Below are 26,620 nucleotides of genomic sequence, written 5' to 3'. Positions count from 1 at the left end.
ATCATGGCATAGCGCTTGCTTAATCAGCGACATGACTGTGATGCATGCCGACTGCCCCCGGCTGCGTCCGACTGTCGATGGGGCCTCACCCGCTGAGGCGTGCGGCGCAAGCCGTCGCCGCAGCGAATGATGGCAGGCGAACCGCTGATGGCTTTCGTTTGGAAGCGACTGCTTGGCACCATCCCGAGCCTGGTGGGCGTCGTCGTTCTCACATTCTTCATTTCGCGCGCGCTGCCGGGAGATCCTGCCGCGTTCTTCGCCGGGCCTGCGGCGAATGCCGCGTCGATCGCCAGCATCCGTGCCACGCTGGGCCTCGATCGTCCGCTGCCGGTGCAGTTCGTGAGCTACATCGCCGACCTCGCGCATGGCAATCTCGGCCGCTCGCTCACGACCGGGCAGCCGGTGCTGACCGATCTGCTCGAACGGTTGCCTGCATCGCTGGAACTGTCGTCCTTCGCGCTGCTGTTCGCGATCGGCATCGCCGTCCCGATGGGAGTCTGGGCGGCGACGCGTCTCGACGGCGGCGTCGATCATGCCTGCCGTGCGCTGGTCACGGTCAGCGCCGCGTTTCCGACCTTCTTCGTCGGCCTGCTGTTCGTCTACATCTTCTACTTCCTGCTCGGCTGGGCGCCGCAGCCGCTCGGCCGGCTCGACGAGATCGCCTTCTCGCCGCCCCCCCGCGTCACCGGGGCCTACACGATCGACGCCGTCATCGCCGGCGACTGGCCGGTGTTGCGCGCGGCCCTGGCGCAACTGATCCTGCCGGCGATCTCGCTCGGCCTGTTCGCGCTGGCGCCGATCGCGCGGATCACGCGGGCCGCGATGCTGGAGGCCCTGAGCAGCGATTTCATCCGCACGGCTCGCGCCAGCGGCCTGCCGGTGCGCAAGATCCTGATGGCCTACGCCTTCCGCAACGTGCTGCTGCCGGTCTCGAGCGTGCTCGGCATGGTGTTCTCGTTCCTGATCGGCTCCAACGTGCTGATCGAGCAGGTGTTCGGCTGGCAAGGCGTCGGCGCCTATGCAGTGGCCGCCATGATCGCTTCCGACTACGCGGCGGTGCAGGGCTTCGTGCTGATGATGGCCGTGCTCTACGTGCTGCTCAATCTCGCGGTCGACGTGTTCGCGACGTTGGTCGATCCCCGCGTCAGGTTCGAGGGCTGAGCGATGAGTCTCGTCACGCTCGCCCGCAACACCAGTTACGCGTTCGGCGAAAACCGCCTGACGCTGGTCGCCGCGATCATCCTGGCGCTGCTGACGCTATGCGCGATTTTCGGTCCGTCGATCGCACCGTACGATCCGCTGCTCACGTCGGCCACCACGAAGCTCGCGCGTCCAAGCCTTCTGCATCCGTTCGGGACCGATGCGCTCGGCCGCGACATCCTGAGCCGGGTCATCGTCGCGACGCGTCTCGATCTCGGCATGGCGGTGTCGGCGGTGGTGCTGTCCTTCGTGGTCGGCCTCGCGCTCGGAGCGGTCGCCGGCTATTTCGGCGGCTGGACCGATCGCATCATCGGCCGGGCGATGGACACCATCATGGCGTTCCCGCTGTTCGTGCTTGCAATGGGCATCGTGGTGGCGCTCGGCAACAGCGTGGCCAACATCATCATCGCCACCATGATCATCAATCTCCCGTTCTACTGCCGCTTCGCGCGTGCGGAGGTGAACGTGCGGCGCGAGCTCGGCTATGTCGAGGCGGCGCGCATGGGCGGCAACGGGCCGCTGCGCGTCCTGATTAACCATATCGTTCCGAACATCCTGCCGCCGATGATGGTGCAGGCTTCGCTCAACATGGGCTGGGCGATCCTCAATGCCGCCGGCCTGTCCTTCATCGGACTCGGGGTCCGGCCGCCGACGCCGGAGTGGGGCATCATGGTCTCGGAAGGCGCGAGCTACATCATCTCCGGTGAATGGTGGGCCTTCATGTTCCCGGGCGCGGCGCTTGTGCTCGCGGTATTCTCCTTCAACATGCTGGGTGACGGGCTGCGCGATCTGCTCGATCCGAGAAAGCGCGTGTGATGGCCCAGCTCGAGATCGACAATCTCTCGGTGGAGTTCCGCACGCGTCATGGCGTAGTGAGGGCGCTGGATGCCGTCAGCCTGTCGGTCTCGCGCGGCGAGATCGTCGGCGTGGTCGGCGAGAGCGGCTCCGGCAAATCCGTCACCGCCTACACTGTGATGGGCCTCAACGATGCGGCTGCGCGCATCACCAAGGGCGCGATCACGATGGGCGGCATCGATCTTCTCGCAGCGCGCCCCGAGGCGATGCGCGAGCTGCGCGGCCGCGAGATGGCAATGATCTTCCAGAGCCCACGCACCGCGCTCAATCCGATCCGCAAGGTCGGCAAGCAGATCGAGGACGTCCTGCAGGAGCATGCCGCGCTGCCACGGCGCGAGCTGAAGACGGCGGCGATCGCCGCGCTCGCGCGGGTACGCATTCCCGATCCCGAACGCCGCGCGGAGGCTTATCCGTTCGAGCTCTCCGGCGGCATGTGCCAGCGCGTGATGATCGCGATGGCGTTGGCCTGCACGCCCTCCGTGCTGATCGCGGACGAGCCGACGACGGGACTCGATGTGACGACCCAGGCCGTGATCATGGACCTGATCCGCGAGATGAGCCGCGCGTCGCAGATGTCGACACTGCTGATCACCCATGATCTCGGTCTCGCCGGCGAATATTGCGACCGCATCGCCGTCATGCATGCCGGCCACATCGTCGAGATCGCTCCGACCGAAGAGCTGCTCGCGCGTGCGGCACATCCCTATACGCGCCGGCTGCTGGCGGCGACGCCGGTGCCGGAATCGCGCCTCGAGGACCTCAATGCCATTCCCGGCCATCTGCCCGATCTGCGCGGTGCATTGCCGCCATGCCGCTTCAGCGGGCGCTGCGAGCTTAGGCAGCCGATCTGCGATGAAGCGGAGCTGCCGTGGACCAAGTTGTCGCCCCAGCATCTCGTGCGTTGCCGGTTTCCGCTGTCATGACCCCGCTGCTCGAGGTCACCTCGCTGTCCAAGCTGTACCCGATCAAGCAGGCAGGGAAGGGGGCGATGCTCCACGCGGTCGACGATGTCAGCCTGACGATCTCAGCCGGCGAAAGCGTCGGCCTCGTCGGTGAATCCGGCTGCGGCAAGTCGACGATGGTGCGCCTGCTCGGCCGTCTGATCGACCCCACCGCAGGCCATGTCCTGATGGACGGCGCGGATCTCACCGCGATCACGCAGACGAAATTCGCGGCGTCGCCGAACCGGCGGCGCATCCAGGTCGTGTTCCAGGACGCGACCGAGAGCCTCAATCCATCCTTCCGCGTGTTCCAGGCAATTGCCGATCCGCTGAAGCGGCTGCTCGGCATCACCGACAGCGCCGAGATCGCGCGCCGTGTTCAAACGACCGCTGCGCTTGTCGGGCTGCCGGACGAGCTGCTGCAGCGCTATCCGCATCAGCTGTCGGGCGGCCAGCGCGCGCGCGTCGGCATCGCGCGCGCGGTCGCCGTCGAGCCCTCGCTGCTGATCCTGGACGAGCCGACCTCGGCGCTCGACGTCTCCGTGCAGGCCGTGATCCTGCGGCTGCTGGCCGACCTGCGCGCGCGGCTGTCGATGAGCTATCTGTTCGTGTCGCACGATCTCAACGTTGTCAGGCTGCTGTGCTCGCGCGTGGTCGTGATGTATCTCGGCAAGATCGTCGAGATCGCGCCGGCCGAGGCGCTGTTCACCGCACCAAGCCATCCCTACACCCAGGCGTTGGTCGCCGCGATCCCGGATCCCGCGCGGCGCGGTGAAGCCCGGCCGCGCCTCGACGGCAGCCCGGCCAGCCCGATCAATCCCGATCCCAATGTCTGCCGCTTCTACGGACGCTGTCCGAAAGCAGCTGACATCTGCGCGAAGGCCATGCCGCCGCTCCGCGCGACCGGGCCGGATCATTTCGCCGCCTGCCACTTCGCTGTTTCACCCGCTGGAGGAAACGATGAGCGCTGACAACGAGATCTGCCGCATGGACGCCGTCACCGTTGCGGCGAAGGTCAAGGACAAGACTCTCTCGGCCACTGAAGTCACCGAGGCGGTCCTGCGCCGCATGGACAAGCTCGAGCCGCACATTCATGCCTTTTGCACGCCGACCCCCGACGTTGCGCGTGCTGCGGCCGCCGCCGTCGACGCGAAGATCGCGGCTGGCGAGGATCCCGGCCTGCTCGCCGGCGTGCCGATCGGCATCAAGGATCTGGTCGCGACCAAGGACATCCTCACCGTGATGGGGTCGCCGCTCTACCGCGACTTCGTGCCGGATGAGGACGACATCGTCGTCGAACGCCTCAAGTCAGCCGGCGCCGTCATCATCGGCAAGACCAACGTGCCGGAGTTCGGCTACAGCGGCGTCGGCCACAATCCTGTATTTCCGGCGACGCGCAATCCCTGGAATCTCGACATGACGTCGGGCGGATCGAGCGCCGGCTCCGGCGCCTCGGTCGCGTCAGGCGTTGCGCCGTTCGCGATCGGCTCCGATGGCGGTGGCTCGATCCGCATTCCCTCGGCGCTGTGCGGCCTCTACGGCATCAAGGCTTCCATGGGCCGCGTGCCGCTGTATCCAGGCTGCCGGGACGAGCGTTATCCCGGCGTATCGAGTTGGGAGTCGCTCGAACATGTCGGTCCCATGAGCCGCACCGTGGCCGACTCCGCATTGATGCTCAAGGTGATCACCGGACCCGATCCGCGCGATCGGTACTCGATTCCATCAGCCGATTTCGACTACGTCGAGGCCACGAAGGAGAGCATCAAGGGTCTCCGCATTGCCTACAGCGAGGACTGGGGCTATGCGCCCGTCGACCCGGAAGTCCGTCGCGTCGTCTCCGAGGCGGTCCGCGTGTTCGAGACCGATCTCGGCTGCACGGTCGAGCGCGCCAATCCCGGCTGGGACGATCCGTTTCCGCATTTCTGGACCATCGTCGCCGGCGACACCGACCTCACCGGCCTGCGCCGAATGATGAAGGGGCGCGAGAAGGAGATGTCGCCGCATCTCGTCGCGCTGTTGCAGCGGCAGTGGACGGCCGAGGAATTCACCGACGCCAAGATGATCCGCCAGATGGTCTGCAACCGCATGTGGCGGTTCATGGCCAACTACGATCTCCTGATTACGCCGACGCTCGCGGTGCCGGCCTTTCCGCTCTACATGCAGGGGCCCGAGATCATCGAAGACAAGATGGTCACGACCGGCGACTGGCTCTGCTTTACCTTCATCTGCAACCTGACCGGCCAGCCCGCCGCGACCATCCCCGCGGGCTTCACCAACACGGGTCTTCCTGTCGGCATGCAGATCATCGGCCGCCATCTGGCGGATCGGACCGTGCTCGCCGCCTCCGGCGCCTTCGAACAGGCGCGTCCGTGGGCGCACAAATGGCCGAAGCTGTTGACCGAGCTCGGCCTCTGACACTGCCTCCACCACCCACCTGAAACATCCAGAAAGGACGCACGATATGAAGCTCTATCGCAGTCTCGTTGCAGCGGCGTTGCTCACAGCGTCCGCTGTGCTGCCAGGCGCCCTTGCGCGCGCGGCCGAGATCGCCAAGGACACCCTGGTGATCGTGTCGGAGATGGGCCCCAACGGTCTCGACACGATGGTGCCGACCGCCAATGATCACAGCCGCATGGTGGTCTGGCAGGCCTATGACCGGCTCGTCAGCCATGGTGAGAAGACGCTCGCGGACGGCACGGTGTCCTATGACGCGAAGATCATGACGCCGGAGCTCGCCGAGAGCTGGGAAGCTAGTGAGGATGGCAAGACCTACATCTTCCATCTGCACAAGGACGCGACGTTCCACGACGGCACGCCGGTCACCGCCAAGGACGTCAAATGGTCGTTCGACCGTGCCATCGCCGCCGGCGGCTTCCCGGCGGTGCAGATGGCGGCCGGCTCGCTGGTCAAGCCCGAACAGTTCTCGGTCGTCGACGATCACACCTTCAAGGCCACCTTCGATCAGTTCAACAAGCTGACCATGCCGGATCTCGTCGTGCCCGTGCCAGTCATCATCAACTCCGAGTTGGCCAAGAAGCACGCCACCGCGCAGGACCCCTGGGCGTTCGACTGGGTGTCACGCAATGATTGCGGCGGAGGCGCCTACAAGGTGGAGTCCTGGACGCCGGGACAGCAGACCGTGTTCACCCGTTTCGACGCCTGGAAGTCCGGACCGCTGCCAAAGCTCAAGCGCGTAGTCTATCGGCAGATCGCATCGGCCGGCACGCGCCGCGCGCTGCTGGAGAAGGGCGACGTCGACATGTCGGTCGGCCTGCCGCCGAAGGACTATGCCGAATTGGCGGAGCAGGGCAAGGTCACGATCATCGGCGTGCCCGTGCAGAACGACCTCGTCTTCGTCGACATGAACGTGAAGATCGCCCCGTTCGACAATCCCAAGGTGCGTGAAGCGATCTCCTACGCTATCCCCTATAAGGAGATCGTCAGCTCCGCCCTCTACAACCGCGCCAAGCCGATGTTCGACGGCGACCCGGCCAAGCCCTATCCTGATGCGACCTGGCCGGTCCCGATCAAGCATGGCCAGGATCTCGCGAAAGCCAAGCAGCTGCTCACCGAGGCCGGTTTCCCGAATGGCTTCAAGACCACGCTGTCAATCGATCTCAGCGAGTCCACCGTGCGTGAGCCGACCGCGATCCTGATCCAGGAAGCGTTGAAGTCGATCGGCGTCGAACTCACGATCGAAAAGGTACCGGGCTCGAACTGGTTCGCCCAGATGGCCAGCAAGACGATGCCGATGGTCATCGCCGAGTTCTACGGTTGGCTCGACTACCCCGACTACTTCTTCTTCTGGACCTTCCATGGCGGCAACAACTCGGTGTTCAACACAGCCAACTACGTCAATCCCAGTCTCGACAAGGTGATCGACGAGGCCCGCTTCACCAGGGATCCCGAGATCTACAAGACGAGCCTGAACAAGATGGTCGACATCGTGATGACCGATCTGCCGCGCATCCCGCTCTACACACGCTTTGCCGACTATGCGATGCAGAAGAACGTCAAGGGCTTCGAGTACTGGTTCCACACGCATCCGGACTTCCGCAAGCTCTACAAGGAGTGATGCGGGATAAGAGGACGGCAGGTGCGCTCGCGTCGGGCGCGCCTACTTTTCATCGGGGACATCTCGTGCAGGACACTCTCGGGGCCTTCATTCCTGGCGCCATCATTCGGCGGGCACCGCACCGGTCGGGCCCGTTGTCGGGCCTGACCTTTGCGGTCAAGGATCTGTTCGATGTTGCCGGCGAGGTGACCGGTTGCGGCAATCCCGACTGGGCCGCCACGCATGACGCCGCGGAGGCGGACGCTTGGGCTGTCGACGCGCTGCTGGGCGCCGGCGCCGCACTGACCGGCAAGACCATCACCGATGAGATCTCGCTCGGGCTGCTCGGCATTAACAGGTTTGACGGAACGCCGCTCAACCCGCGCGCGCCGAATCGCGTCCCCGGCGGCTCGTCGAGCGGCTCGGCCTCGGCCGTTGCCGGTGGCCTGGTCGATGTCGCCCTGGGAACCGACTCCGGCGGCTCTGTGCGCACGCCCGCGAGCTTCTGCGGGATCTACGGCCTGCGCCCGACGCACGGCCGTATCTCGGTCGCCGGCCTGATGACTCAGGCGCCGTCGTTCGACACGGTGGGCTATTTTACCAGGGACGCGCAGACGTTCAGCCGGGTCGGCGCCGTGCTTCTCAGCGAGCCGATCGCGGACGCCTTGCTCCCGGAGATCGTCATTGCATCTGACTGTTTCGCGCTCGCCGATGCGCCGGCCTGGGACGCGTTGCAACCGGTTCTCGGCCGGCTCGGCAATGCCACGACAACCCATTCGTCGCCTCTGGCTGACGGTCAGCTGCTCGACTGGGCACGCCATCAGCGCGTCCTGCAGAAGAGCGAATTCCACGCGACGTTTCGCGACTGGATCGATCGGGTGAACCCGCGCTTCTCCTCGGAGGTGGCCGGCGCCTTCGCTGACGACGGCCGCATCACGATGGACGAACTCGCTGCCGCCAAGGCGTTCCGCGCGGCAGCCGCGAAGCGTCTCGACGATCTCCTGGACGGGCGGCGCATGCTGTGTCTGCCGACCTCGCCCATTCTGCCGATCGCGCGCAATGCGCGTCTGTCGGAGATCCGCGCTGCCGTGCACCGGATCGTCGATCTCACGTGCATCGCCGGACTGACGGGGCTTCCGCAGGTGAGCCTGCCTGTGGCGACATCCGGCCCGATTCCGGTTGGGCTGTCTTTGATCGGCTGGCGCGGCGGCGATGCGCCGCTGATCGCTGCAGCGCGCACGCTGGCCCGGGACTTCTCCATAGGCCTGTTCGACGAGCAACCATGACCGACGTCAAGGACACGAGGACGCTGACGCTTCCAGGTGGGCTCAAGGTGCTGAACGCTGCCATCGCGGAGGCGACGCGGATCGGACAGCCCATGTGCATTGCTGTTGTCGATAGTGGCGGCAACCTGCTGGCGTTTGGGCGCATGGACGGCGCGAAGGGACTGAGCGTGACCTCGTCGATCAACAAGGCGCGGACCTCGGCGCTGTCGGGGACGCCGACCGGCGGGGCTCACGCGGATGTGGAAATCCAGGTCACCCTGGCGCATGAGAGCCGCTGGACCAACCTGATCGGCGGGCTGCCGATTTGCGTCGACGGCTTCATCCTCGGCGCGGTGGCGGCGGGCTCCGGGTCTGGTGCGCAGGATCTCGCCGTCGCCCGCGCTGGCGCGGCCGCCATCCCTGGCGCCGACATGTACATCGACTTCAAACCCATGGGGGCAGAAGATACAGGGATCATCAGGGGGACGACGCACCAGGGGCAGGTCTGACCACCTAATCTCCTGCGTGAAAATGCCGGGCGATTAGCTCGAAACCAAGGTGCGGATGTGGAAATTGGCGGTCTGAAAACGGCGGTCATGCTGAAGAATACTGGCGCCAGAAAGTGCCCATCTCCGTTCGATAAGCACCGTTTCGGTCCGCTTGCGAGATAAGGCATTGGAATCGCAACCGACGTCTCCGCCCTCCGAGCGCACCATCTCTCTCTCCTCAAATTCAAATCTGTTTGCGGTTTGTTCCAGCCTCGCGCCTTTCGTTCGGGCGAGGGGCTGCGGTCCCGCGGCGCGATGGCGTCCGAGTTCTGCCGGTCGTTCCGCCCTCGAGAATGAGAGGGCGCGGGGAATGCCGGGCGCTGGCCGCACCCATGGCCCGCCTGCGAAAAAAAGCAGGCGGCAGGAACCACAGGTTCAGCCGAGACATCCCGGCATTCCCCGCGCGATGGTTTTCACGCTTATGTCGCGATCTCCCCGGTGTCCGGCTTCTTAGCCACCGTCGCCCTCGGGATCATCGCCCGACGACTTGGCGCCAGCATCGGGGCGCCAGGACCACGCGTCTTCACGTCCGCAAGCCTGCCGTTCGTCGGCGAGCCCGTAAGCCCGCTGCAGCACGCCTGCGGCCACCGCATCCCCAGACCCCACGTCTCGTGACGATCGCGAAGCGCCCCTCTCGGCGGGTCCAGGATGGCGATACATAAACATGGTTTCTGAAAAAAAGCAACAGAATTAATTTATTCAGAAGTTGTGGACAGGGCCAAATCAGCTTGATTCCGTCTGATGGAACCCGTCGCGCCGGGCGCCCCGACTCCGCCGCAGTGACGTTGCTAGGGTAAGTGACCCCGCAGCGACGCGTGCCCAGCGTTGGCGCCAGTCGGGGCGGGCCGGGGCACGGCCCGTGAAAGATCGTGCATGACGCCGTCCTTGTCGGCGCCGCTATCCACGTCTGACGGAGCTCGGCCGTCAAATCAGCAGGCCTCAGTTCGTGCAGCTCAGGTCTGGGCCGGCCTGGTCGCTGCCGCGGCTTCCCAGCCGGGCTCGACCGGGACCATGTACCAGGTCGTCAACACGACTTTCGAAAACAGCCAACGGCCGTTTTCCCTGACATATTCATCATCGAACCGGCCGCCGACCATGAGGCTCTTGCCGTTGAGAACGGGGCGCCCGTCGAGATGGCTGTAGCCTCTGCCGCGGTCGCCATCGATTTCGACGACGTGCGCGTGGATGAATTGACGCGCCCATTTGATCGGGAAGTTGAGGAAGAAGTCGCGGATGGCCTCGCGGCCGGTCACCGACGGCCGACCGCCATAGGAGACGGTGGCGTTCTCCGCAAAGAGATCGGCCAGTTCGGCGACGCGCTCCTGGTTGACGTATTCGTGGTACGTGCAGCGCAGTGTCCGGATCGCCTCGCGATCATCATGCTCGGCAACGCGTTTCTCGAGCGCCTCGATCCTGGCTCTGAGGTCGGCGGTCTCGTTTGAATTGCTCATGGTTCATCCGTCGACCCAAGGAGGCCGTCTGGCTGGTGGTGATGTTGATCACCGATGATGTTGCGAAGCCGCTCCTCGACCCGGAGCCGCACCGCGGGATGCGGAAGGATGTAGAATTCGTCGTCGTGGATGGCCTGGATCGTCATGCTGGCCACATCGGCGGCGCTGACCTCGGATTCCTCCATTCCCGCTCTGACGCGCTGATCATATGCTGCAGTGTCGGGGTTTGTCGAAGCCAGATGTGCGGGCCGATGTCGGCCTGAGTCGGCGATGGCGGTCTTGACCAGCGAGGGGCACAGCACGTTGACCTTGAGAGGAGAGCCGGCGAGCTGAAGGTCCTTCAAGAGGCACTCGGACAAGGCTACGACCGCGTGCTTGCTGGCGCAGTAGGCGCCGGAGCCCGCAACGGCGGTCAACCCCGCGGCTGACGCCGTGTTGACGATGTGGCCCTCGTCGCCTGCAGCCATCATGCGCGGCACGAAGCTGCGAATGCCGTTGACGACGCCCAGGAGGTTGACTCCGAGCACCCACGTCCAGTCCTCGGGAGTTGCGGACCAGACCGGGCCAAGCGCCGCGACACCGGCGTTGTTGAAGAGCAGGTGAACGTTGCCGAACTCTTCAAAGGCAAGGTCGGCGAGGCGTTGAACCGCTTCGACGCTGGACACGTCGCACTGCGCCGTGTGCACGGCAATCCCGCCCGGCATCGGGTCTTTCGTGGCTGATAGTCCGTCGCGATCGACGTCGGCGAGAACGAGCTTCATTCCTTGCGCAGCGCAGGCAGCGGCCAGCTCGCGCCCGATGCCGCTGGCAGCTCCCGTGATCACCGCGACCTTGCCTTCGAGGTGCTTCATGCCGCGCTGATTCCGCCGTCCACGGTGAACACCGATCCGGTGATATAGCTCGCGGCCGGCGATGCCAGCAGCAGGCTGACGCCGGCAATCTCGTCGGGGATCCCAAGCCGGTTCATCGGCACCATGGCGTGGAGCGGCGCTGTCGCGGCCTCGTCCAGCAGGCGGCCTCCGCCGAGCCCCGTCCGGAAGAAGCCGGGCGCGATGGCATTGACCTGGACGTCGAACGTGGCGAGCTCGAGCGCGGCCTGCCTGACCAGGTTCACCACCGCGGCCTTGGCGGCCGCATACGCATAGGCGGTCGCTGCCGAGCCTCTTAATCCTCCGACCGACGCCGTGACCACGATCCGACCGCCGCGCTGCGCCTTCATGTGACGGGCCGCAGCCTGGATGGTCGCGAACGCGCCGGTCTGGTTGATGGCAATAACGTCATTCCAGGCTGCGAAATCGACGTTCTCGATGTGGCCCTGCGGCAATCGAATTCCGGCTCCCCCGCTGATGCCGGCGTTCGCGAACATGACGTCGAGCCGGCCCTTGCGCGCGATGACGTCATCGACCGTCCGCCGGATGGCGGCTGGATCTGCGACATCGACCGTCGCGATCTCTGCCCCCGGGATGATCTCCTCGCCGATCCGCCTCAGTTCGGTCTCGTTCCTGTCAACCAGGATCAAATCGGCACCGTTGGCTGCCATGGTCCGGGAAATGGCCAGGCCAAGTCCGCTCGCCGCGCCGGTCACGATGGTGACCAAGCCCTCGACTGCGAAGAGGCGTTCGGCCGTCAGCAACATCGGGTCTCCTCGTTTCGACATGGTTGCCCGTTGCGCCTCCGGCCGTGCCGCGTCGTGACGCCGCCAAGAGACAAGCACAGATCATGGCCGAGACTGTCGCAATCGCGACAATCGATGCACAAAATCACCTTAGCTTGAGCGGGCGAGGGCGCCGGGACGCAGGTCGCCGCGTGCAAGAAAATCAACTTCGCGGGGAAACGACGGTCAGCATGACAACCGAGGCAACCAATGTTCTGGCGTCCATCCCAGGCGCCGAGGTCTCGACGTCCGCACGATCCCGCTCATGCCATTCGCCGAGGACAGCGATCCGGCGCCTTCTGAGGAACACAAGAGTGAGGATGTGAGCCGATGATCATCGTTGTGGGGTCTGTGGACGGGCTTGGCGAAAGCTTTGATCGTCTGATGAAGATCAGCCTGGAGCATGTGCATCGTTCGCGTATGGAAGACGGCTGCGTGGAGCACACCGTGCAGGTCGATTGTGAAAACTCGCTCCGTCTGCGCTTCTTCGAGCGCTGGCGTGACGCCATCGCGCTCGAGGCGCATTTCGCCCGACCCGAGTCACGGGCGTTCGTGCAGGAGGTCGCCAAGCTGTGCGCGAGACCGCCCGTCATGACCATCTATGAGGCCGAGGAAAAATCGTTCTAGCGCTGGCGGGCCGCCGGTGTGACGCGCCTCATTTTACCCCATCCGGCGACTCGCGCTGGGGTGGGCCTACACCGCCGGGAGCCCGGCCACCTCGATTGATCTCCGCTATACTGATATGGGATGACAGATGTCGCGACAGCGACCATCCCGTCTTCATGTGTGGCGACGAATGAACAAAGCGGTCCTCAAGGCTGTTCTGCGCAGGAACAAGTGGTTTGCTGGCCTTTCTCCGTCATTGGCGGACAACATTCTTCGTCTGGGTCGCGTTCGAAACGCGGACAACTCCCTGATCTATTCCGCGAGCGACTCCCGGGACGGAGTGATTGCCCTGGTGTCGGGGCAGGTGCGCTTGACCAGCTTTTCGCTGTCCGGCAATCCCTCCTTCCTGCTGATCTCTTCGCCTGGGTCGTGGATCGGCGTCACCTCTGCCCTCGACGGGCGCCCATATGGTTATGACGCATTCGCCATCGGCAAGGCGGTGCTGTTTCACGTTAGCCAGGAGCGGTTCGAGGCGCTCATCAACGAGAGCAACGAGTATTATTCTGCGTTTGTTCGAATGGTCTGCGATCACCTGCGCGTGTCGATGCAGAACCTGATCATTCTCCGCAATCGGCGTCCACTTCACCGGCTTGCGCAGGAATTGCAGAGGCTCGCAGAGAGTCACGGGCGACAGACCAAGAAAGGGTTGGTCATCGATTTGCGATTGTCGCAGGAGGACCTTGCGGTGATGATTGGGGTCGGCCGGCAGACGATCAATCGTCTGCTCAAGAGTCTCGAGCAGGATGGGATTGCGACGGCAAAGTACGCGTCGGTCACGATTCACGACCTGGAGGCGATCGAACGCCTCAGCTCGAGCGACCCCGTGGAGAGCTAGACGTCACCAGGCCAAGGCAAGCTTTGCGCTCGGGTTTCCCTGTCTGGCACCGAGCCCCGCGTATTCCAGCGGCGGCCGCGCCTGAACTAAAAGATGCCGCTCTTCGGTGCGGTTTGTTCAAGGCGTCATCGAAAAGGGAAAGATCTCGCATGCTCCGCCGCATCGTTCTTGTCGCCGTTCTCGTCAGCCTGGCACCGAGCGCCCGCGCGCTCGACGGCAATCCGGTCGCCGGGAAAAGCATCTTCCAGCGCATCTGCCATAACTGCCACTCTGCCGAGATCGGCGTCAACAAGGTCGGCCCGAGCCTCTGGAACATCGTTGGGCGCCAGCCGGCGGCTGTGCCGGACTACGCCTATTCGGACAGCATGAAAAAGAACAACGCGCCTTGGACCGCAACGGCACTGGATGCCTATATCGCCGATCCTCGCGGGGACGTTCACGGGGTCAAGATGTATTTCAAAGGATTGGCGGACGCGAAGGAGCGGGCCGACGTCGTCGCCTATCTCTCGACACTGAGATAGCGCGGCCGGGGAAGCTTGCGATTTTGCCGACGCTGCTGACCCGCGATGTTCGAAAGGAGCCTCTCACCGACTACGGCTGGCGTCGTTGGCGCGCCGGCCCAGGGCATCTTGCCATGGTGATTTCCTGCTCCACTGGCTTCGTGCCGTATGCCGCTGCGGTCGCTTTGCGGGCACCAGTCATGTCACGATGAGCTTGGATCACCCTTCTTTCGAAGTGCGAGCTTCAGGGCGACGCCCCCAATTCGCGAATCCTCGATCCACAGTCGGCCATCATAGAGGCTGGTCAGGTCGCGGGCGATCGCCAGACCGAGGCCAGTGCCCGGCTTCGCGTCGTCAAGTCTCGTGCCCACGTCGAACACGCGCATTCGATGTTCGACTGGAATGCCGGGCCCGTCGTCCTCCACCGTGATCAAGACGGTGCTGTCGAGATCCTCGATCGAAACCACGACGCGGTCACGTGCCCATTTTGCCGCGTTGTCGAGCAGGTTGCCGATGAGCTCGGTCAGATCGTTGGTATCGCAGGCAACGACGATGTCGGTTGCTCCTTCGACTTCGAACCGCCGGTCGTGCCCCGGGCTGAATTGCGAGTAGGTATTGATGATGCTTCTCAAGACGTCGGCGACGACCGCAAACGCACCGGCATTCGCGATCGTGGAGGCCTTTGCACGCGCCGTCTGGTAGTCGATGAGCAGCGCCATGCGCGAGCACTGCTCCGACAGGATCTGCGCGTGGCTCTCCTGACCGGATGCTTTCAGCCGTGCGGCCTCCTCGTCGAGGATTGCCAGAGGCGTCTTCAGCGCGTGTGCAAAACTGCCTGCGAGCACGCGAGCGCGATCGACCATGCTGAGGTTTGCCGTGATCATCCCGTTCAGTTCGGTGACGAGCGGCATGATTTCCTCCGGCAGGTCCTCGGGCAGGCGTGTGGTCTTGCCGCTGCGCACGTCCACGATGGCGCGGCTCATCCGCTGCAGCGGCCGCAGGCCGTAGGCGACCTGAGCGTAGGCGGTGCCAACCATGGCGAGGGCCAGCAGACCCAGCGTCGCCATCAGTGTCAGATTGAGGTGCTCCATCTCGTCACTAATCAGTCGCTCGTCGGCGCCGATTCGGATTTCGACGGGTTGCCCGAGACGAGACGGCTCGCTGATGTTTCGGACCATCCGCATCGGCCCGGTCGGTCCTTCCACATTCGCCAGCGCCGTGGAGGGAGGCAGTGAGCCCTCGCGGGCCTGGTCGGGCGTGACTGAAAGAGAGAGGTCATCCTGTAGCGAGGGCGAACGCACGGTCTCGCCGTTCTGCAGGATGACCTGCCAATACATTCCGGATCTGGCCGGAGAGAAACGCGGATCGCTCAGATTGCGGGCGATGAACAGCCGCTGCGCTGCGTCGAGTTCCACGAGATCGGCGAGCTCGCGGGCGTGATCCAGCAGGTCGTGATCGAAGTGGGCCTCGACGACACGGCGAATGACGATCGAGAGCCCGAGCCCGCTGGCGAACAAGACGATTGAAATCCAGATCGCGGCGACCGCGATCATCCGGGCTCGGAAGTTGCGGCTGAACATGGCTCTATCCGAAGCGATATCCCATGCCTCTGACGGTGCGAATGCAGTCCCGCCCCAGCTTTCTCCTGAGCCGGGCAATGTAGACTTCGACCGTATTGGAGTCGCGATGGTCGCTGCTCGGATAGATGTGCTCCAGCAGCTCGGTCTGCGACACGATATGATCGGCGCGGCGCATGAGGAACTCGAGCACGCGCAACTCGAGTGCAGTCAGGTCGACGATCTCCCCGTCCTTCTTGACCAGGCCAGCCGCCGCGTTGAATTCGATCTGCCGGAGGCGGAGCACGGCCTCCGGTCTGCTGGAAACCCGACGGAGCAGCGATTTGACCCGCGCGACGAGCTCCTGGGCCTTGAAGGGCTTTTCGAGATAGTCGTCCGCGCCTGCGTTCAGGCCGTTGACACGCTCGACCCAGCCGCTGCGGGCGGACAGGATCAGCACCGGCAGCGTGTGGCCGGTATGACGCCAGCGTTGCAGCACGTCGAGGCCCGAAATGCACGGCAGGCCGAGGTCGAGGACCGCGGCATCATAGGGCTGGCTGTTGCCCAGCATCCAGCCCTGCCTGCCATCGGTGGCGAGATCCGCCTCGAAACCGGCGTCGGCCAGGCTTTCCCTGATGCGCTCCGCGTAGACGGGCTCGTCCTCTATGAGCAGAATCCGCATTGCCATTCCTCCGGTTGCCGAACGGGTTCCGACGATGCGGATACGCGGATCGGGCCCTCGAACGCTATGGATTGATCCCGAGCTCTTTGGCTGCGTCAGCTATGCGCGTGCGCTCCGGAACGTCCTCCGCAAAGACCGACAGTGCGCGTTGCAGCGACTGTTTCGCCGCCTCGACGTCACCCAGCACCACCCGCGAGCGGATCAACTTGATCCAGCCTTCTGCATCGCGCGGTGATTGTTCGAGTCGGCTCGCAAGGCCATCCACCATGCCCCGGATCATGAGGTTGCGATCCTGTGTGGACATGCCTTCGGCCTTGCGGATGTCCTCGGCGCGGGGGCCGCGCGGCTCCACCGGCTCGGTCGCCGCGGTCTTGCCGGAGCGCAGGAGTTCCTGCATGCGCTCGGCGGACAGGTTCGACCGGGCAGGCGATGGCGAGCCGTCATCCTCCCCGAGCTCGCGACGAAGCGCGCCGAGCCGCTGCTTGAGATCAGGCAGCCACGGCTCGTTCGGATCGGCCTCCGATACGATCGCCGTCCAGTCGGCCATCGCACCCCGTTTGTCTCCATCCTGTTCTTTCACGACGCCGATGAAGAAACGGGCGCGCGCGTCCTTGGGATCCAGTTTGAGTGCTTCGTCGAAATCCGCGCGGGCTTCGGAGTTGACGGTGCCGTCCGCGGCCCGCACCAGCGCTTCGCCCCGCGCGCTGCGGTACTCTGCCGAGCTTGGCCGCAGCTCCATTGCGCGCGCATAGGCCTGCGCCGCCTCCGCAAAGCGCTCGATGTTGAACAAGGACCAGCCCAGCAGCCGCCATCCGTCCGGATCCCTGGGATTTCGCTCCAGTCGGGTCTGCACACGCTGGATCATCTCTTCGACCGGCGGCAGTCCGCTGCCCTGCTGCGGGCGGTCGCGACCGTCCTGGCCGGCCATCTGCTCCAACGACGCAATGGCCTGGGTGCCGGCGTCCGTTCGCGCTTCGCCAACCGACTTCAGCGTCGTGCCGCCGGCGGTCTGGACCGGCGCGGCCGCGGGGACATCCGGGTTTCCGATGACCGCGTACAGGACGACCGAGCCGAACACCACGGTCATCGTGACGACGGCGAGCGCAAATTTTCGTTCGGAGCTGGTGAGGGAGGGCGCCGGCGGCTGTTCGGCGGCGGCTGCGGCGAGAATGCGCCGCTTGATCTCGCTGGCCGCGTTCTCGCCATCCGACTTGTCGATCAGGCCGCGTGCGGTTTCGCTCTCGATCTCGCGGAGCTGGTCGTGGTGGACGGCAAGTCCCTGAGCCGAAGCCAACCGTCTCCGCTCGTAGCTGCGGATGAATGGCGTCGATATGAGCACGGCGGCCACGGAAATCATCGCCGTCAGGATCAGCCACAGCATCATGAAAGGCTCCTTCGATCGAGGATCGCCTCGATGGCTTCGAGTTCGTCGGCGCTGAGCGGAGCGACGTGCTCCGCCTCGGGCGCACTCGCATTGGCTGCCGCCCGGCGCACGTAGCGGCCGAAGCCGACGGCGGCCGTGAGCAAAGCGAGCAGGGGACCGATCCACAGCGCGATGGTATTCCACTGTAAGGGAGGCTTGAGCAGGACGAAGTTGCCGTAGCGTGCGACCAGGAAGTCCACCGCCTGCCGGTCGCTGTCGCCGGCCTGCAGGCGATCGCGCAGCAGCACCCTCAGATCATGCGCCAATGGAGCGTTGGAGTCGTCAATGCTCTGATTTTGACAAACGACGCAGCGCAGCTCCTGGCCCAGCGCGCGCGCGCGGGCCTCCAGCCCCTCGTCACGCAACATTTCGTCGGGAAGCACCGCACGAGATGGCGACCAGGTCGCCGTCAGCACGAGCGAGCTGACGAGCAGCGCTTCGGCCGCGCGCTTGATCCGCCGGCAGTTCATGACTCGCTCCTGAGTGCCTTCAGCAGAGGTTCGAAATCGTCCCGCCATACATCTTCGGTCAGCGGGCCGGGATAGCGGAAGCGGATGCGGCCGGCCCGATCGATCACGAAGGTTTCGGGAACGCCGGTCACGCCAAGATCGATGCCGGTCCGGCCGGACTCATCGGAGCCGACACGGGCATAGGGACTGCCATGCTTGGCAAGCCACCGTTTGCCGTCGTTCCGATCGTCCTTCCAGTTCAGCCCATAGATCGGGATCGCGGAGCTCTCCGCGAGCTTGAGCAGCATGGGATGCTCGACGCGACATCCGGGGCACCAGGATGCGAACACGTTGAGCAGGACCACGTCGCCCTGCAGGTCGGTACTGGCAAGACCGCCGGCCTTGCCGTCGAGCGACGCGAGCTGGAAACGCGGGGTCGGCTTGTCGATCAGGGTCGAGGGCATCCGCTTCGGATCGTTGGTCAGGCTGAAAGCCAGTCCAGCGGCCAGTGCGACGAAAGCCGCGAGCGGTATGAGATAGGGTAGGCGCGGCATATCTCGTCCTATTCAGCAGGAACGGCAGTCGGTACGGCCCGCATCGACCGTCGCGGAGCACCGACACGAAATCTCCGGTCGGCCAGCGAGACGAAGCCGCCGCACGCCATCATCAGCGCGCCGATCCAGACCAGCGGCACCAGAGGGTGATAGTAGCAACGCACCGCCCACGCGCCTTTGTCGTCGGGATCGCCGAGCGTCACGTAGACGTTCCAGAGCAGGTTGGTTCGAATGCCGGCGGCGGTCGTCTGCTGCTGTCTGACGGGATAGAAGCGGCGCTCGCTGGAAAGCTGCGTGAACGGTTTGCCGTTCCGCGTGATGTCGAACGTGCCACGCTCGGCTTCGTAGTTGGGGCCTGGAAATTTTCCGATCGAGCGCAACTTGATGTCGTAGCCCGCGAGCTGCAGGCTCTGGCCCGGCCGCAGCATCTGCACCTTCTCGCTGGCCCACGCGGTCATCCCGGTAATGCCTGCGACGGTGACGCCCATTCCCGCATGGGCCAGCACCAGGCCGTAGACCGCGAGCGGGGTGGTGCGCGCGAGGTTGAGCGAGGTCGCCAGCGGAGTCGTCATGCCGAGGCGGACGCGATGAGCCAGCACCATCAGCGAGCCGATCACGAGCCAGACGGCGATGCCGAAGAAGAACGCGACCAGGAAACGCTGTCCGAACGTCGCGATGAGGATCGCGACGGCAATGAATGCCGCAAGTCCTCCGGCCAGGCGGAGTCGTTGCAGGGCCGCAACGAGGAGATCGCGCTTCCATTTCAGAACCGGGCCGATCACCATGGCAAGCAGCAGCGGAACCATGATCGGAACGAACGTCAGGTTGTAGTAGGGCGGACCGACCGAGATCTTGTCGTTTCCGAGCATGTCGACGAGGAGCGGGTAGAACGTGCCGAGAAACACGGTGGCCACGGCTGCCGTGAGCAGCACATTGTTGAGGACGAGGCCGCTCTCGCGGCTGACGGCCGCGAACAGCGCACCGTGCTTCAGGCTTGGGGCTCGGATCGCATACAGCGTCAACGCCCCGCCGGTCGCCACCAGGATGAGCGCCAGGATGAATGCGCCACGCGAGGGGTCCTGTGCGAAGGCATGAACACTGGTGAGCACGCCGGATCGCACCAGGAAGGTCCCGATCAGGCTCAATGAGAAGGTCACGATCCCCAGCAGGATCGTCCAGCTCTGGAGGGCGCTCCGACGTTCGACCACCAGGGCGGAATGCAGCAGCGCAGTCCCCGCAAGCCACGGCATGAAGGACGCGTTCTCGACGGGGTCCCAGAACCACCAGCCGCCCCAGCCGAGCGTGTAGTACGCCCATGCGCTGCCCAGCGTGATTCCAATCGTGAGAAAGCACCAGGCCGCGAGCACCCACGGTCGGACCCAGCGGGCCCAGCTGGCATCGACCTTTCCCTCGATCAGCGCGGCGACCGAGAACGAGAACGCCATCGAGAAGCCGACGTAGCCCAGATACAGAAACGGTGGATGAAAGGCGAGGCCGGGATCCTGCAAGATCGGATTCAGTCCGTTGCCTTCGAGGGGAGCATCGACCAGCCGCGCGAACGGATTCGATGTCGAGACGATGAACGCCAGAAAGCCGAGGCCGATCATGCCGTGCACGCCGAGGACGTTGCTCTGCAGTCGCTCCGGAAGGTTCGTTCCGAACAATGCAACGGCAGCACCGAACAATGAGAGGATCAGGACCCACAACAACATGGATCCCTCATGGTTTCCCCAGACTCCGGAGACCTTGTAGAGCAGCGGCTTGAGCGTGTGCGAATTGGCTGCGACGACCTGGACTGAAAAGTCGGAGTGGACAAACAGCGACGTCAGGCATGCGAATGCGATCGAGACGAACAAAAACTGAGTCAAGGCAGCGTGCCGAACGAAGCCGGCGATCATCTCGGATTGGCGGCGCAGCGCTGCGAACGGAACGATCGACTGCACCAGCGACACGAGGAGCGCGAGAATGAGCGCAAACGATCCGACCTCCGCTGTCATTTGGTATCTCCGACTGCAGCGGATATTCCTGCAGCTAACTATCAAGTGTCTGTGATGCGCCGACAATCAATGCGCCGAATGAGGCATCATTCGTACGGAATGATGATGATCCATCGACGTGCATCGTAGTGTAACTGCAACTCATTCGCACTCACGGCCGGAGAGCGGTATCATCGAGGCGTCTTGGTATGGAGCGTTATGTTCATTGATAAATAACGCGCGAATCGTCTGCGGCGCCAGCGAGCAGCGAGCAGCGAACGCGACGTCGACCGCATGATAGGCAGAAAGGCGAAACGAAATCGTCCGCTATTCCAGAAGCTTGGCGATATCGCCGTGACCGCTGGCCGCGGCGATGTCCGTGGCACGTTCGCGGCGCTTGTTCCTCAACTGCTTTTCGGCACCGGCGGCGAGAAGGCTGTGCGCAATGCCGATGTTCCCCTCATGGGCTGCCATCATCAGCGCGCTCATGCCCTGGCCGTTGCGCACGTTCGGGTCGGCCTTGCGCCTGAGAAGCTCACTGACGACATCCGCAAGTCCGGCGCGCGCAGCGAGGATGAGCGCGGTATTTCCGCCTCTTGTCGCGTGTTTCGGGTCGGCCCCATGCTCCAACAGAAGCAGCGAGGCCGCGTCGCTGCGGCCTTCGATGGCATTCAGCAACGGCGTCTTGTCGTCGGTGTCAGCGCGGTCGACGTCCGCACCTGCGCGGATCAGTTGTCCGATCGCGTGCGTATTGCCATTGCCGGCCGCGTGCCAGAGTGCGGTGCGGCCCTGCCCATCGGCGGCGTTGAGGTCGGATCTCTGAACGAGTTGCCGATCGAGCGGGCCATTGGGGCACGACGCGACCGCGATCATGAGGGGGGTCCGGCCGTCCGCCGACGCGGGCAGACTGCCGGAGGCGCCGTCGAGGAGCGCAGCGATCGCGGCGCCGTTGCAGCGGCTGAGCGCCATCAATAGTGCGGTCGTGCCATCTGCACGCGCTGCAGATGGGTCGGCCGCCTTCGTCAGCAGCAGTTTGATGATGTCTCCATGATCCTTGTCCGCTGCCAGCATCAAAGGCGTGTCGCCGCGCCGGTTGCCGGTGTTCGGGTTGGCTCCCGAGGCGAGCAGGAGCTCCACCAGCCGAAGATGCCCGGCGGCCGCGGCGATCGCCAGAGGCGTATCGCCGTCCTCGTTGACCGCGTTGACGTCAGCCTTCGCAGCGATGAGCTGGCGCATCGGATCGAACTGGCCGCGCAGGGCGGCGTCGATGATGGCCGGATGGCCGTTTCGCATGGCGGCCTGCGCATCGAGCGTCGGTGGCGGCCTGCGCGCAGCTTCGCGCGCCGGCTCCCTGGCGCGGGGTGGCGCGTCTCGGCTGGCCATGTCGGCCATCAACTGCTCGGCGGGCTGATAGCCAGCCGCCGCCGACTTGCGCAGCCACTCCCGCGCCCGGTCGGGATCGGCCGGTGTTCCGCGGCCCGCGAGCCACATCGCTGCGACATTGTACTGCGCCTTGACGTGTCCCTTCCTTGCGCTTGCCTCCATCCATTTGAACGCCAGCGTATCGTCTGCTCTGGTGCCGAGACCGGCGCGGTAGAGCGACGCAAGCCGGTACTGCGCCTCCGGATCCCCGGCGTTGGCGGCGCGCTCGAGCAGCTTCAGTGCGTCCTCAGGATGTCCGGCGCGGATCGCGGCATCGGCCGCCTGGCTCGCGAATGCTTCGGAGCTCACGCCGGCCGGCGCGTCGCCGGCCGGGGCGACCGACGGCACGGTCGAGCCGACGAGACAGATCAGGGGGATGATGATGTGAGAGGACTTAAGCCGTGCCATATTTCGTCTCCACCTCGATACCCATGCTCTTCAGGAATGCGGTGGGCAGAATGCCGCCGACGCAGACGATGACGGCATCGTTTCGGATCGTGCTCGTGTTGCCGCCGGCATCGATGTCGACGTCGTCGCTGCCGATCCGTTTGACCGTGGAGTTGTAGATGACCCGGAGCCGCCCCGATCGAGCAGCTGTTTCAGTCCGTTGACGGTTCTTCAGCTTGGCGCGGCCGAACGACTCGCTGCGATGCGACAGGGTCACCGTCGTTCCGGGCTCGTCGGCGATGGAGCACGCGGCTTCCAGTGCGGCGTCGCCGCCACCGACGACGAGCACGTGCTGGCCGCGATACTGTTCGGGGTCGATCAGTCGATAGACGACCTTGTTCTGCTCTTCGCCAGGAGCTTCCAGCTTGCGTGGCGTTCCGCGGCGCCCGATCGCCAGGAGCACGGCATGCGTTCTGTAGCTGCCGCGGTTCGTCCTGACGTCGAAGCTTTCTTCCATTCGCGTGACGGCCTCGACGCGCTCGCCGACGTTCACCTTGAGGCGGGCCTTGCGCACGATCCCCATGAAGAAGGTGATCAACTGCTCCTTGCTGAGCTCTCTGAAGTTGAACTTGCCCGCGAGCGGCAGCGTGAAAGGTGCCGTCATCACCAGCTTGCCGCGGGGAAAGTGCGCGACGGTGCCGCCAAGCGAGTCCTGCTCCAGCGTCACGAAGCGCAGCCGATGCTGCAGGCAGGCGAGACTGGCGGAAAGTCCGGCCGGACCGCAGCCGACAATCACGACGTCGAGCATGTCGGACTTGCCGATGTTCTTGACCTTGCGGACGGAGTCGATCGCCTGGCGCCCCTGTTCGATGGCGTTGCGGACCAGCCCCATCCCGCCGAGCTCTCCGGCGATGAAGATGCCGGGCACGTTGGTCTGGAACGCCTCGTCCACGTTTGGAATGTCGATGCCGCGCGTTTCGGTGCCGAACACCAGCGTGATGGCGTTCACGGGGCATACCGCCTTGCAGGCGCCGTGTCCGATACAATGCGAAGGTTCGACCAGCGACGCCTTGCCGCCGATCAGGCCGAGAATGTCGCCCTCCGGGCACGCCCTGACGCATGACCCGCAGCCGATGCACAAGGCAGGATCGATGATGGGATGCAAGGATGCCGGCTCAAGCAGACCGGCTTCCTTGGCGGCCGAGAGCTTCGCGACGCTCTTTATTTCTCTTCTCTTGCGCACCGCCATATAGGTGGCCCAGACGCCAAGCATCGGCGCGGCGTAGACGATCAGGAGATCGAGCGCCATGTCGTCTCGCTCCCTTGTCTTATGAACTAACAGCAGAAGAGAGCCGCTGGCCGCGAACTCCGCGTGAAGAGGTTCGATGCGGTGCTAGATGCAAATTCCTCTCAAGAGATGCCGACATAGAAATTCCAGAATGATCTGACGTCTTGGAGACAAGGATTGGATCATTCGTTGAACAGATGCCGTCGGCGGAAATATGGCTCGCACTGATTTCGGACTAATGACGTCGGTGTCGGAAGACGGATGGGGATGTTGCAAGTGGTTATCACTAAGTGGTCTCTCGACTGAGATCCGGAGATCCGCGAACGAGTCTGGCTTCCGCCAATCCGGCATTCGGGTTTCACAGGAAACGTCGAGGTCATGAGCAGAGCAGCGGTCGCTCGCGCGCGGGGCAATCCTCTTCGAGGAACCATTCCGGTTGTCATCACGGTCGTCGTTCTCGGAGCGATTACCGTGGGGTGGCTGCAGAAGGAGGAGGAGTATATTACGCCGGGCTCCGGCACCGGATACTGGCTCGGGATCTACGGCAGCGTCGCGATGCTGTCGCTGCTGGCCTATTCGATGCGCAAGCGCTTCAAGTCGCTGCGCGGGATCGGCTCGGTGCCGTTCTGGTTCAGGACGCACATGCTGCTCGGCGTCATCGGTCCCGTGCTCATCCTGTTCCATGCGAATTTCCAGCTGGGGGCGCTCAACAGCAATGTGGCGTTCTTCACCATGCTGATCGTGGCGATCAGCGGCGTGATCGGCCGTTACATCTATGGCAAGATCCATATGGGCCTCCATGGTGGGAGAGCGCGGGTCAAGGAGCTGCTCGCCGAGGCCGAGGCAATGCGGACGGAGCTCGGTCAGGAAATGCAGGCCGTCTCGTTCGTGTCGCGGGAGTTGGCCGCCTTCAGCAAAGGGCTCGACAACAGGGTACCCCGAACCGCGCTGGGCAGCCTGCGGACCGGCGCGGTCATCGCAGCGCGCACGCGGCGGCTGCGCGCCAATGTGGTTGCGGAAGCGCGCCGGCTCATTCGCGCCGAAGCCAAGCGCGCGCGATGGTCGTGGTCCGAGCGGCGGCGTCGCGAGAAGCGAATCGAGGAGGTGGTGCGGCGCTACGCCGCTGCGGTACGCAAGGCCGCTGAGCTGACGTTCTTCGAACGATTGTTTTCGCTGTGGCATGTGCTTCATCTGCCGCTGTTTTTTCTCATGCTGCTGGCGGGCGTCGTTCATGTCTGGGCCGTCCATCACTATTGACGGAGTTGCGTGATGCGGTGGCGTGTTGCGGTCGTCGTCGCCGTCCTGGCCGGCGTTGCGATGCTCTCGGCCGGGGGGCGGGCGCAGACGTTGCTGGAGAAGCTCGTCATGCCGGGCCCGTTGGTCGAGAAGCATGCCAAGCTCGAGAGCGAATGCGGAAAGTGCCACGAAGCCTATACGCGGAAAGCACAGTCGGGCCTCTGTCTCGATTGCCACAAGGAGATTGCCGTCGATCGCAGGCAGCGTGAGCGCCTGCACGGACGCGACCAGGCGGCGCTGAGCCAGGAGTGCAGGCAGTGTCACACCGACCACAAGGGGCGTGGAACCGACATCGTCCAGCTCGACAAGGAGACCTTCAACCACGACATGACGAACTACCGGCTTGTCGACGCGCACAAGACCGTGCCTTGTGCGGGATGTCACGTCGCGAAGGTGAAGTTCCGCAACGCGCCCTCGACCTGTTTCGAGTGTCACAAGGCGATTGATCCGCATCGCGGTCGACTCGGTGAACGCTGCGAGAACTGCCACACGGCGGTGAAATGGCGCGCGACCAAGGAGTTCGACCATACCAAGACCCGGTTTCCCCTCGTGGGCGCCCACAAGTCGGTCGCTTGTGCGACGTGTCATTCCGGTCAGCAATACAAGGATCTGCCGACCTCCTGTGGCTCATGTCACCGTCTTCAGGACGTCCATGGCGGCCGCTTCGGCGACAAGTGCGAGACCTGCCACGATCAGGACAAGTGGAAGACGGTCCGCTTCAATCACGACAAGACCCGCTTCCCCCTGCGAAATGCCCATGCCAAGGTGAAGTGTGAGGGCTGCCATACGGGTGATCTCTATCGGGACAAGCTCGCGACCTCATGCGTGTCCTGTCACCGCAAGCAGGATCCGCATCAGGGCAAGCTCGGCGAGCGTTGCGAGACGTGCCATAGCGATATGGGCTGGCGGAAGAAGCTCTCCTTCGATCATGAAATCACGCGCTTCCCCTTGATCGGCCTGCACAAGTCGGTGCCCTGCGAGGAGTGCCACCGGACGCCGACCTACAAGAACACTCCGATGGCCTGCGAGAGCTGCCACAAGGATTTCCACCAGGGGAAACTCGGCGGGCGATGCGCCAGTTGCCACAATCCGAACGGATGGCGGCTATGGCGTTTCGATCACGCGCGGCAGACACGATTCCCGCTGGTCGGTGTTCACCAGAAGATCACCTGCGAGGCCTGTCACAAGGCCAAGTCGCCGCCGGATCTGAAGTTGCCGATGGATTGCTTCAGCTGTCATCGCAGCTCGGACGTGCACAATGGTACCTTCGGTCAGACGTGCGAGCGCTGCCATGTCGCAACGGGATGGCGCAACGTTCAGATCAGGAACTGATTCGAACGGCCGCGGTGGCTGCTGCAAGACGTCTGACATCGTATCGAGCTGATAAGAGCTCGCAATACTGATCAGTTCGAATGCAGATCAATGGCTTGCGTGATGGGCTTGCCGGACCATCGCGCGCGGGTGAGGTCAGAAACCTAAACCTCCATTCAGCTTGAGTTCAGCTTGGCCCAGTTTTGGGCCAGCTTTGCGCGTCTCTGGAAGCTCTGTCGTAGGCGTAGCGAAGGCTGCGTGATCTGGCCGGTGACTCCGTCATCGCCTAATCGATGCAGCGCTCGAT

Annotated in this window: 24 protein-coding genes; 13 read left to right on the top strand and 11 right to left on the bottom strand. The window is 64.3% G+C overall.

The genetic code is table 11. The features are described 5' to 3' along the window. Positions 1-144: 144 nt before the first annotated feature. From ACQR1F_RS08490 to ACQR1F_RS08455, 8 genes are read left to right on the top strand one after another with little or no spacing between them, the layout of a single operon-like run. Positions 145-1,161, top strand: a complete 1,017-nt coding sequence (locus ACQR1F_RS08490; RefSeq protein WP_434912885.1) for an ABC transporter permease — start codon at positions 145-147, stop codon at positions 1,159-1,161. Between the two features lie 3 nt (positions 1,162-1,164). After that, complete coding sequence (locus ACQR1F_RS08485) at positions 1,165-2,016, top strand: ABC transporter permease (RefSeq protein ID WP_434912819.1); 852 nt, start codon at positions 1,165-1,167, stop codon at positions 2,014-2,016. Next, entirely contained in the window at positions 2,016-2,978 is a 963-nt protein-coding gene (locus ACQR1F_RS08480; protein WP_434912818.1) for an ABC transporter ATP-binding protein, read from the top strand. Before ACQR1F_RS08485 ends, ACQR1F_RS08480 begins: the two co-directional genes overlap by 1 nt. After that, complete coding sequence (locus ACQR1F_RS08475; protein WP_434912817.1) at positions 2,975-3,967, top strand: ABC transporter ATP-binding protein; 993 nt, start codon at positions 2,975-2,977, stop codon at positions 3,965-3,967. Before ACQR1F_RS08480 ends, ACQR1F_RS08475 begins: the two co-directional genes overlap by 4 nt. After that, positions 3,957-5,411, top strand: coding sequence for an amidase (locus ACQR1F_RS08470; protein WP_434912816.1), 1,455 nt, complete (start codon positions 3,957-3,959; stop codon positions 5,409-5,411). The genes ACQR1F_RS08475 and ACQR1F_RS08470 overlap by 11 nt, the downstream gene beginning before the upstream one ends. Before the next feature lie 46 nt (positions 5,412-5,457). Further along, positions 5,458-7,071 carry an ABC transporter substrate-binding protein gene (locus tag ACQR1F_RS08465; protein WP_434912815.1) on the top strand — a complete coding sequence of 538 codons (1,614 nt, stop codon included), beginning with the start codon at positions 5,458-5,460 and terminating at the stop codon, positions 7,069-7,071. Beyond that, positions 7,071-8,336: an amidase gene (locus tag ACQR1F_RS08460; protein WP_434912814.1), complete on the top strand. Its 1,266-nt coding sequence runs from the start codon at positions 7,071-7,073 to the stop codon at positions 8,334-8,336. Before ACQR1F_RS08465 ends, ACQR1F_RS08460 begins: the two co-directional genes overlap by 1 nt. Next, the gene (locus tag ACQR1F_RS08455; protein WP_434912813.1) at positions 8,333-8,824 is read left to right on the top strand and encodes a GlcG/HbpS family heme-binding protein; all 492 of its coding nucleotides are present in this window, start codon (positions 8,333-8,335) and stop codon (positions 8,822-8,824) included. The genes ACQR1F_RS08460 and ACQR1F_RS08455 overlap by 4 nt, the downstream gene beginning before the upstream one ends. A gap of 992 nt (positions 8,825-9,816) precedes the next feature. Here the strand turns inward: ACQR1F_RS08455 and ACQR1F_RS08450 are convergent. From ACQR1F_RS08450 to ACQR1F_RS08440, 3 genes are read right to left on the bottom strand one after another with little or no spacing between them, the layout of a single operon-like run. Further along, positions 9,817-10,314: a nuclear transport factor 2 family protein gene (locus ACQR1F_RS08450; protein WP_434912812.1), complete on the bottom strand. Its 498-nt coding sequence runs from the start codon at positions 10,312-10,314 to the stop codon at positions 9,817-9,819. Next, on the bottom strand, positions 10,311-11,165 hold the full coding sequence (locus tag ACQR1F_RS08445; RefSeq protein ID WP_316182166.1) for an SDR family NAD(P)-dependent oxidoreductase: 855 nt from the start codon (positions 11,163-11,165) through the stop codon (positions 10,311-10,313). Before ACQR1F_RS08445 ends, ACQR1F_RS08450 begins: the two co-directional genes overlap by 4 nt. Then, positions 11,162-11,950: an SDR family NAD(P)-dependent oxidoreductase gene (locus ACQR1F_RS08440; protein WP_316216097.1), complete on the bottom strand. Its 789-nt coding sequence runs from the start codon at positions 11,948-11,950 to the stop codon at positions 11,162-11,164. The genes ACQR1F_RS08445 and ACQR1F_RS08440 overlap by 4 nt, the downstream gene beginning before the upstream one ends. Before the next feature lie 348 nt (positions 11,951-12,298). On the opposite strand from ACQR1F_RS08440, the gene ACQR1F_RS08435 reads away from it, so the two are divergent. The 3 genes from ACQR1F_RS08435 to ACQR1F_RS08425 all read left to right on the top strand — a co-directional run bounded on the left by ACQR1F_RS08435 (position 12,299) and on the right by ACQR1F_RS08425 (position 13,990). Next, positions 12,299-12,595: a putative quinol monooxygenase gene (locus ACQR1F_RS08435; RefSeq protein ID WP_315804939.1), complete on the top strand. Its 297-nt coding sequence runs from the start codon at positions 12,299-12,301 to the stop codon at positions 12,593-12,595. 169 nt (positions 12,596-12,764) lie between these two features. Beyond that, positions 12,765-13,469, top strand: a complete 705-nt coding sequence (locus ACQR1F_RS08430) for a Crp/Fnr family transcriptional regulator (protein ID WP_434912811.1) — start codon at positions 12,765-12,767, stop codon at positions 13,467-13,469. A 149-nt stretch (positions 13,470-13,618) separates the two neighbouring features. Then, on the top strand, positions 13,619-13,990 hold the full coding sequence (locus ACQR1F_RS08425) for a c-type cytochrome (protein WP_434912810.1): 372 nt from the start codon (positions 13,619-13,621) through the stop codon (positions 13,988-13,990). A gap of 182 nt (positions 13,991-14,172) precedes the next feature. On the opposite strand, the gene ACQR1F_RS08420 is transcribed toward ACQR1F_RS08425, so the two are convergent. The 8 genes from ACQR1F_RS08420 to ACQR1F_RS08385 all read right to left on the bottom strand — a co-directional run bounded on the left by ACQR1F_RS08420 (position 14,173) and on the right by ACQR1F_RS08385 (position 23,727). Beyond that, on the bottom strand, positions 14,173-15,549 hold the full coding sequence (locus tag ACQR1F_RS08420) for an ATP-binding protein (RefSeq protein WP_434912809.1): 1,377 nt from the start codon (positions 15,547-15,549) through the stop codon (positions 14,173-14,175). Between the two features lie 4 nt (positions 15,550-15,553). Further along, entirely contained in the window at positions 15,554-16,207 is a 654-nt protein-coding gene (locus ACQR1F_RS08415; RefSeq protein WP_315804948.1) for a response regulator transcription factor, read from the bottom strand. Positions 16,208-16,271: 64 nt separating this feature from the next. Continuing rightward, the gene (gene ccmI / locus ACQR1F_RS08410) at positions 16,272-17,591 is read right to left on the bottom strand and encodes a c-type cytochrome biogenesis protein CcmI (protein ID WP_434912808.1); all 1,320 of its coding nucleotides are present in this window, start codon (positions 17,589-17,591) and stop codon (positions 16,272-16,274) included. After that, positions 17,588-18,100 carry a cytochrome c-type biogenesis protein gene (locus tag ACQR1F_RS08405; RefSeq protein ID WP_315769962.1) on the bottom strand — a complete coding sequence of 171 codons (513 nt, stop codon included), beginning with the start codon at positions 18,098-18,100 and terminating at the stop codon, positions 17,588-17,590. Before ACQR1F_RS08405 ends, ccmI begins: the two co-directional genes overlap by 4 nt. Further along, positions 18,097-18,633 (bottom strand): DsbE family thiol:disulfide interchange protein, encoded by a 537-nt coding sequence (locus ACQR1F_RS08400; protein WP_434912807.1) that lies wholly within the window; start codon positions 18,631-18,633, stop codon positions 18,097-18,099. The genes ACQR1F_RS08405 and ACQR1F_RS08400 overlap by 4 nt, the downstream gene beginning before the upstream one ends. Before the next feature lie 8 nt (positions 18,634-18,641). Then, on the bottom strand, positions 18,642-20,630 hold the full coding sequence (locus ACQR1F_RS08395; RefSeq protein ID WP_315804968.1) for a heme lyase CcmF/NrfE family subunit: 1,989 nt from the start codon (positions 20,628-20,630) through the stop codon (positions 18,642-18,644). A 306-nt stretch (positions 20,631-20,936) separates the two neighbouring features. Continuing rightward, positions 20,937-22,439, bottom strand: a complete 1,503-nt coding sequence (locus ACQR1F_RS08390) for an ankyrin repeat domain-containing protein (protein ID WP_434912806.1) — start codon at positions 22,437-22,439, stop codon at positions 20,937-20,939. Next, on the bottom strand, positions 22,426-23,727 hold the full coding sequence (locus ACQR1F_RS08385) for an NAD(P)-binding domain-containing protein (protein WP_434912805.1): 1,302 nt from the start codon (positions 23,725-23,727) through the stop codon (positions 22,426-22,428). Before ACQR1F_RS08385 ends, ACQR1F_RS08390 begins: the two co-directional genes overlap by 14 nt. Before the next feature lie 450 nt (positions 23,728-24,177). Here ACQR1F_RS08385 and ACQR1F_RS08380 point away from each other — a divergent pair, with 450 nt between their 5' ends. Together ACQR1F_RS08380 and ACQR1F_RS08375 are read left to right on the top strand one after the other, a co-directional pair. After that, entirely contained in the window at positions 24,178-24,963 is a 786-nt protein-coding gene (locus ACQR1F_RS08380; protein WP_434912804.1) for a pyridine nucleotide-disulfide oxidoreductase, read from the top strand. A gap of 12 nt (positions 24,964-24,975) precedes the next feature. Continuing rightward, on the top strand, positions 24,976-26,334 hold the full coding sequence (locus tag ACQR1F_RS08375; protein ID WP_434893539.1) for a cytochrome c3 family protein: 1,359 nt from the start codon (positions 24,976-24,978) through the stop codon (positions 26,332-26,334). The last annotated feature ends 286 nt before the right edge of the window (positions 26,335-26,620 follow it).

The sequence above is a fragment of the Bradyrhizobium sp. HKCCYLS3013 genome, assembly GCF_051167615.1.
In the GTDB taxonomy this organism is placed as follows: Bacteria; Pseudomonadota; Alphaproteobacteria; order Rhizobiales; family Xanthobacteraceae; genus Bradyrhizobium.
This window is presented reverse-complemented; position numbering and strand designations above follow the sequence as displayed.

Coding starts and splice junctions, on each gene's coding strand:
- ACQR1F_RS08485 (WP_434912819.1), top strand. CDS start 1,165: ATGAGTCTCGTCACGCTCGCCCGCAACACCAGTTACGCGTTCGGCGAA.
- ACQR1F_RS08480 (WP_434912818.1), top strand. CDS start 2,016: ATGGCCCAGCTCGAGATCGACAATCTCTCGGTGGAGTTCCGCACGCGT.
- ACQR1F_RS08475 (WP_434912817.1), top strand. CDS start 2,975: ATGACCCCGCTGCTCGAGGTCACCTCGCTGTCCAAGCTGTACCCGATC.
- ACQR1F_RS08470 (WP_434912816.1), top strand. CDS start 3,957: ATGAGCGCTGACAACGAGATCTGCCGCATGGACGCCGTCACCGTTGCG.
- ACQR1F_RS08465 (WP_434912815.1), top strand. CDS start 5,458: ATGAAGCTCTATCGCAGTCTCGTTGCAGCGGCGTTGCTCACAGCGTCC.
- ACQR1F_RS08460 (WP_434912814.1), top strand. CDS start 7,071: ATGCGGGATAAGAGGACGGCAGGTGCGCTCGCGTCGGGCGCGCCTACT.
- ACQR1F_RS08455 (WP_434912813.1), top strand. CDS start 8,333: ATGACCGACGTCAAGGACACGAGGACGCTGACGCTTCCAGGTGGGCTC.
- ACQR1F_RS08450 (WP_434912812.1), bottom strand. CDS start 10,314: ATGAGCAATTCAAACGAGACCGCCGACCTCAGAGCCAGGATCGAGGCG.
- ACQR1F_RS08445 (WP_316182166.1), bottom strand. CDS start 11,165: ATGAAGCACCTCGAAGGCAAGGTCGCGGTGATCACGGGAGCTGCCAGC.
- ACQR1F_RS08440 (WP_316216097.1), bottom strand. CDS start 11,950: ATGTTGCTGACGGCCGAACGCCTCTTCGCAGTCGAGGGCTTGGTCACC.
- ACQR1F_RS08435 (WP_315804939.1), top strand. CDS start 12,299: ATGATCATCGTTGTGGGGTCTGTGGACGGGCTTGGCGAAAGCTTTGAT.
- ACQR1F_RS08430 (WP_434912811.1), top strand. CDS start 12,765: ATGAACAAAGCGGTCCTCAAGGCTGTTCTGCGCAGGAACAAGTGGTTT.
- ACQR1F_RS08425 (WP_434912810.1), top strand. CDS start 13,619: ATGCTCCGCCGCATCGTTCTTGTCGCCGTTCTCGTCAGCCTGGCACCG.
- ACQR1F_RS08420 (WP_434912809.1), bottom strand. CDS start 15,549: ATGTTCAGCCGCAACTTCCGAGCCCGGATGATCGCGGTCGCCGCGATC.
- ACQR1F_RS08415 (WP_315804948.1), bottom strand. CDS start 16,207: ATGCGGATTCTGCTCATAGAGGACGAGCCCGTCTACGCGGAGCGCATC.
- ccmI (WP_434912808.1), bottom strand. CDS start 17,591: ATGATGCTGTGGCTGATCCTGACGGCGATGATTTCCGTGGCCGCCGTG.
- ACQR1F_RS08405 (WP_315769962.1), bottom strand. CDS start 18,100: ATGAACTGCCGGCGGATCAAGCGCGCGGCCGAAGCGCTGCTCGTCAGC.
- ACQR1F_RS08400 (WP_434912807.1), bottom strand. CDS start 18,633: ATGCCGCGCCTACCCTATCTCATACCGCTCGCGGCTTTCGTCGCACTG.
- ACQR1F_RS08395 (WP_315804968.1), bottom strand. CDS start 20,630: ATGACAGCGGAGGTCGGATCGTTTGCGCTCATTCTCGCGCTCCTCGTG.
- ACQR1F_RS08390 (WP_434912806.1), bottom strand. CDS start 22,439: ATGGCACGGCTTAAGTCCTCTCACATCATCATCCCCCTGATCTGTCTC.
- ACQR1F_RS08385 (WP_434912805.1), bottom strand. CDS start 23,727: ATGGCGCTCGATCTCCTGATCGTCTACGCCGCGCCGATGCTTGGCGTC.
- ACQR1F_RS08375 (WP_434893539.1), top strand. CDS start 24,976: ATGCGGTGGCGTGTTGCGGTCGTCGTCGCCGTCCTGGCCGGCGTTGCG.